Below are 4,577 nucleotides of genomic sequence, written 5' to 3' on the forward strand. Positions count from 1 at the left end.
CGGGTGGCCGGCGGGGCCGCCGCGTGGTTGCCCGCGTCGGTGAGCTCCGTGTCCTGCGTGAAGCTGTCGAGACCGGTCTCGACAAGCTCGACCAACGGGTGTTCTGCTCGACCAGCGGGTGTTCTGCTCGACCAGCGGGTGTTCTGCTCGACCAGCGGGTGTTCTACAGAGCCGGCGGGCCCTGGCGGACCTTCTCCAGGAGCATCTCCGGCGTGACCGTCGCCGGGTCCCACCACGAGTCGATCCACCACGTCGCCCCGGCGTCGGCCATGGCGCGTGCCTGGTCAGCGGCCTCGGCGGGGTCGGACGAGAGCTTGCCCTGCGCGACGACGTCGAACGCGCCGCCGGACGCCCGCTCCACGTTGTCGCGGTGCGTCGCGAGCCACTGCGTCAGCCCGGCGATCGCGTCCGGGAGCGGCTCGTCCGCGGTGCCGCGCTGCTGCGGCACGACGCCGTCCCAGCGCAGCGCGCGCCGGAGGTTCTTCGCGGGCGGGTTCTCGGCGTCCCACACCCCGACGGGCCACACCGGGATGTGCCCGTTCACGGGCGGGGTCGGGAACTGGAGCTCACCGGTGCTCAGATGCGTGCCCTGGAACTCGAACGGCTCACCCTTCCAGGACTCGGCGAGGAAGGTCAGGACGTCGTCCAGGAGCTCAGCCCGTTCGCGCAGACCGGTGGCCTGGCCGGGAACCGACGTGAACGCCTGGTCGAGCGTCACGCCCACGCCGACGGGTAGCACGAGGCGCCCGCCGGACAGATGATCGATGGTGAGTGCCCGCTGCGCGAACTCCCACGGCCGGTGCCGCGGTACCGCGAACACCATGGCGCCCAGCGTGATCCGTTCGGTGACGGCGGCGACCGCGGCGAGCAGACCGAACGGGTCCCAGGTCGCCGAGGGCCAGTCGCCCATGCTGATCGCGTCCCACGTGAAGAACCCGTCCCAGCCGTGCTCCTCGCACTCGCGTGCGAGCTCGATCTGCTGTGCGGGTGTGCCAAAACTGCCGATGAACCCGAACTTCATCGTTCCCCTCCCGTTGCCGTCCGGTCGGTCGGTGCGCGTCCGTCCACCGACCGTCGTCACGCTACGCCTGGGCACTGACACTGCCTCAGATGTGGGTGGGGCGCTCGAAGAACGTCTCCAGGACCACTATCGCGTCGGTGCCGGTCACGCCGTCGACGCCGAAGATCCGGCGCAGTGCCTGCTGCAACCCTTCGGTGGTCGCGGTGCGCACCTTCACGAGGACCGAGGCCGCTCCGGCGACGACGTGCGCCTCCTCGATCTCCGCGATCCGGGCCAGGGCCTCCCGGGTGGCGGGGTCGCCCATCCACGCGTTCGCGTCGACCATGACAAAGGCCAGCACGCCACGGCCGACGGCGGCCGGGTCGACCTCGATCGTTGTCCGGCGGATCACCCCGCGTTCCCGGAGCTTGCGCACGCGCTCGTGCGCCGCTCCGGCGGACAGTCCCACGGCCTTGCCCAGCGCCGTGTACGGCGTGGTCGCGTCCTGCTGCAGGAGCTTCAGGAGCTCCCGGTCGACGTCATCCATGGCACGGACTATACCGACACGGATGGCTGTACAGCATTCAGGCAGAGCGGCTATTCTCCGAATCATGTTCACCAGTGACACGATCAGGGCCGAGTTCGTCATGCTGGACGACAGGTTCGCCGGATGTGACGGCGACTTCGTGCTCAAGCGGCACTTCGCGGACGCCAGGAAGACCGAGGGCCCGGCCTACTTCGCGGGCGGCCGGTACCTCGTCTTCAGCGACATCCCGAACGACCGGCTGCTGCGCTACGACGAGACGACGGGCGCCGTCGGCGTCCTGCGGCACGGTTCCGGCTACGCGAACGGGAACACCGTCGACCGTCAGGGGCGCCTCGTCACCTGCGAGCAGGGCAACCGGCGGGTGACGCGTACCGAGCACGACGGCTCGGTCACGGTCCTGGCGGACGGCTACCGCGGCAAGCGCCTCAACAGCCCGAACGACGTCGTCGTGCGCGGTGACGGGTCCGTATGGTTCACCGACCCCAGCTACGGGATCACCGGCGACTACGAGGGCAACAAGGGCGACTCCGACTTCGACGGTGCCTGCTACGTGTTCCGCGTCGACCCGGTCGACGGGGAGGTGACCGTGGTCGCCGACGACTTCGTCCGGCCCAACGGCCTGGCGTTCTCGCCCGACGAGCAGCGGTTGTTCGTGGTGGACACCCGTCAGGACCCGAGCCACATCAGGGTCTTCGACGTGACGGACGACGGGCGGCTGACCGGCGGGGCCATCCATGCCACGTGCGACGCCGGCCGCTTCGACGGGGTACGCCTCGACGCCGTCGGCCGGATCTGGGCGGCCGCCTGGGACGGCGTGCACTGCTTCGCTCCCGACGGAGACCTGATCGGCAAGCTGCTCCTGCCCGAGTCGGTCGCCAACCTCACGTTCGGGGGGTTCAAGCGCAACCACCTCTACATCACGGCGGGAACCTCGCTGTACTCCCTGCGGGTGACCGTCAACGGGGCCGAGTACCCGCGCTGACGAAGCTAGGGTTGCGTGGTGACCGAGATTCGACCCGTGGTGGAGATGTGGACCGACGGCGCCTGCAAGGGCAACCCGGGGCTGGGCGGCTGGGGAGCGCTCCTGAAGGCGGGGGAGCACTCCAAGGAGCTGTTCGGCGGTGAGAAGGTCACCACGAACAACCGCATGGAGCTCACCGCCGTCGTCGAGGCACTGCGGGCGCTCAAGCAGCCGAGCGAGGTCACCATCCACGTGGACTCCTCGTACGTGATGAACGGTATGAAGACGTGGATCGTGGGCTGGAAGCGCAACGGGTGGAAGACCGCGAGCAAGCAGCCGGTCAAGAACGTCGACCTGTGGCAGGACCTCGACGCCGAGGTCGCCCAGCACACGGTGCGCTGGGTCTGGGTCAAGGGCCACGCCGGCGACCCGGGCAACGAGGCGGCGGACGCGCTGGCGAACAAGGGTGTCGACAGCGTGCGCTGACGGCCGGCTGCGGGTCGTAGCGGTAACGAGACCGAAGTCACGTCACGGCGATTGGCGCGCACTAATACCCTTGTCCCATGGCTTCCCACTACGACGTCGTACTCCTCGGTGCGGGCCCCGGCGGCTACGTCGCCGCCATCCGCGCTGCCCAGCTCGGTCAGTCCGTTGCGATCATCGAGGAGAAGTATTGGGGTGGTGTCTGCCTCAACGTGGGCTGCATCCCTTCCAAGGCTCTGCTCCGCAACGCTGAGCTGGCCCACATCTTCAATCACCAGAAGGACCTCTTCGGCATGACCGGGGACGTCACCTTCGACTTCGGCAAGGCGTTCGACCGCTCGCGCACCGTCGCGGACGGCCGCGTCAAGGGCGTGCACTTCCTGATGAAGAAGAACAAGATCACGGAGCTCGACGGCCGCGGCACGTTCCGCGACGCGAACACCATCGAGGTGGCCCTCAACAAGGGCGGCACCGAGACGGTGACGTTCGACAACGCGATCATCGCCACCGGTTCCGAGGTGCGCCTGCTGCCCGGCGTCGAGCTGTCCTCGAACGTGGTGACCTACGAGGAGCAGATCCTCACGCGGGAGCTGCCCAAGTCGATCGCCATCGTCGGCGCGGGCGCCATCGGCATGGAGTTCGGCTACGTCCTGAAGAACTACGGCGTGGACGTCACGATCATCGAGTTCCTCGACCGTGCGCTCCCGAACGAGGACGCGGACGTCTCCAAGGAGATCGCCAAGCAGTACAAGAAGCTGGGCGTCAAGCTGCTGACCTCGACCGCGGTCCAGACCGTCAAGGACGACGGCTCGTCCGTCACCGTCTCGTACAAGGGCGTCAAGGACGACAAGCCGGGCGAGCTCGTGGTCGACAAGGTGCTCATGGCCGTCGGCTTCGCGCCCAACGTCAGCGGGTTCGGCCTCGAGAACACCGGCGTGCAGCTCACCGAGCGCGGCGCCATCGCCATCGACGACGTCATGCGGACCAACGTGCCGCACATCTACTCCATCGGTGACGTCACCGCCAAGCTCATGCTGGCGCACGTCGCGGAGGCGCAGGGCGTCGTCGCGGCCGAGACCATCGCCGGGGCCGAGACCCAGACGCTCGGCGACTACCGCATGATGCCGCGTGCCACGTTCTGCTCGCCGCAGGTCGCGTCCTTCGGCCTCACGGAGCAGCAGGCTCGCGACGAGGGCTACGACGTCAAGGTGTCGAACTTCCCGACGATGGCCAACGGCAAGGCGCACGGCCTCGGCGACACCACGGGCTTCGTCAAGCTCGTCGCGGACGCCAAGTACAACGAGCTGCTCGGTGCCCACATGATCGGCCCGGACGTGTCCGAGCTGCTGCCCGAGCTCACGCTGGCGCAGAAGTGGGACCTCACGGCCGACGAGGTGGCGCGCAACGTGCACACGCACCCGACGCTGTCGGAGTCGGTGCAGGAGACGGTGCACGGTATCGCTGGGCACATGATCAACTTCTGAGACCAGTCTCCCGGTTTCTCGGGAGTCGAACCTGGTCAGAGGCCCGGGTCCGCCGAAATGACCGGACCCCCGGCGCAATTAGTGCCCACCCACACAAAGCCC

General features: G+C 68.4%; 5 protein-coding genes. 3 read left to right on the top strand and 2 right to left on the bottom strand.

Annotated elements, in window-relative coordinates:
• Positions 1–163: 163 nt before the first annotated feature.
• Complete coding sequence (locus tag AB0F40_RS27240; protein ID WP_357475411.1) at positions 164–1,021, bottom strand: LLM class flavin-dependent oxidoreductase; 858 nt, start codon at positions 1,019–1,021, stop codon at positions 164–166.
• A gap of 85 nt (positions 1,022–1,106) precedes the next feature.
• The gene (locus AB0F40_RS27245) at positions 1,107–1,547 is read right to left on the bottom strand and encodes an Lrp/AsnC family transcriptional regulator (protein ID WP_357475413.1); all 441 of its coding nucleotides are present in this window, start codon (positions 1,545–1,547) and stop codon (positions 1,107–1,109) included.
• A 64-nt stretch (positions 1,548–1,611) separates the two neighbouring features.
• Here AB0F40_RS27245 and AB0F40_RS27250 point away from each other — a divergent pair, with 64 nt between their 5' ends.
• The 3 genes from AB0F40_RS27250 to lpdA all read left to right on the top strand — a co-directional run bounded on the left by AB0F40_RS27250 (position 1,612) and on the right by lpdA (position 4,475).
• The gene (locus AB0F40_RS27250) at positions 1,612–2,529 is read left to right on the top strand and encodes an SMP-30/gluconolactonase/LRE family protein (RefSeq protein WP_357475415.1); all 918 of its coding nucleotides are present in this window, start codon (positions 1,612–1,614) and stop codon (positions 2,527–2,529) included.
• Positions 2,530–2,574: 45 nt separating this feature from the next.
• Positions 2,575–2,994, top strand: coding sequence for a ribonuclease HI (gene rnhA / locus AB0F40_RS27255; RefSeq protein WP_357475419.1), 420 nt, complete (start codon positions 2,575–2,577; stop codon positions 2,992–2,994).
• Positions 2,995–3,071: 77 nt separating this feature from the next.
• Positions 3,072–4,475: a dihydrolipoyl dehydrogenase gene (gene lpdA / locus AB0F40_RS27260; RefSeq protein ID WP_357475417.1), complete on the top strand. Its 1,404-nt coding sequence runs from the start codon at positions 3,072–3,074 to the stop codon at positions 4,473–4,475.
• The last annotated feature ends 102 nt before the right edge of the window (positions 4,476–4,577 follow it).

The organism is Promicromonospora sp. NPDC023987 (assembly GCF_040639055.1).
Lineage (GTDB): Bacteria > Actinomycetota > Actinomycetes > Actinomycetales > Cellulomonadaceae > Promicromonospora.

What these genes read in the sequence shown, in the direction of transcription:
- AB0F40_RS27250 (WP_357475415.1), top strand. Translation starts at nt 1,612, where the DNA reads ATGTTCACCAGTGACACGATCAGGGCCGAGTTCGTCATGCTGGACGAC.
- lpdA (WP_357475417.1), top strand. Translation starts at nt 3,072, where the DNA reads ATGGCTTCCCACTACGACGTCGTACTCCTCGGTGCGGGCCCCGGCGGC.
- AB0F40_RS27240 (WP_357475411.1), bottom strand. Translation starts at nt 1,021, where the DNA reads ATGAAGTTCGGGTTCATCGGCAGTTTTGGCACACCCGCACAGCAGATC.
- AB0F40_RS27245 (WP_357475413.1), bottom strand. Translation starts at nt 1,547, where the DNA reads ATGGATGACGTCGACCGGGAGCTCCTGAAGCTCCTGCAGCAGGACGCG.
- rnhA (WP_357475419.1), top strand. Translation starts at nt 2,575, where the DNA reads ATGTGGACCGACGGCGCCTGCAAGGGCAACCCGGGGCTGGGCGGCTGG.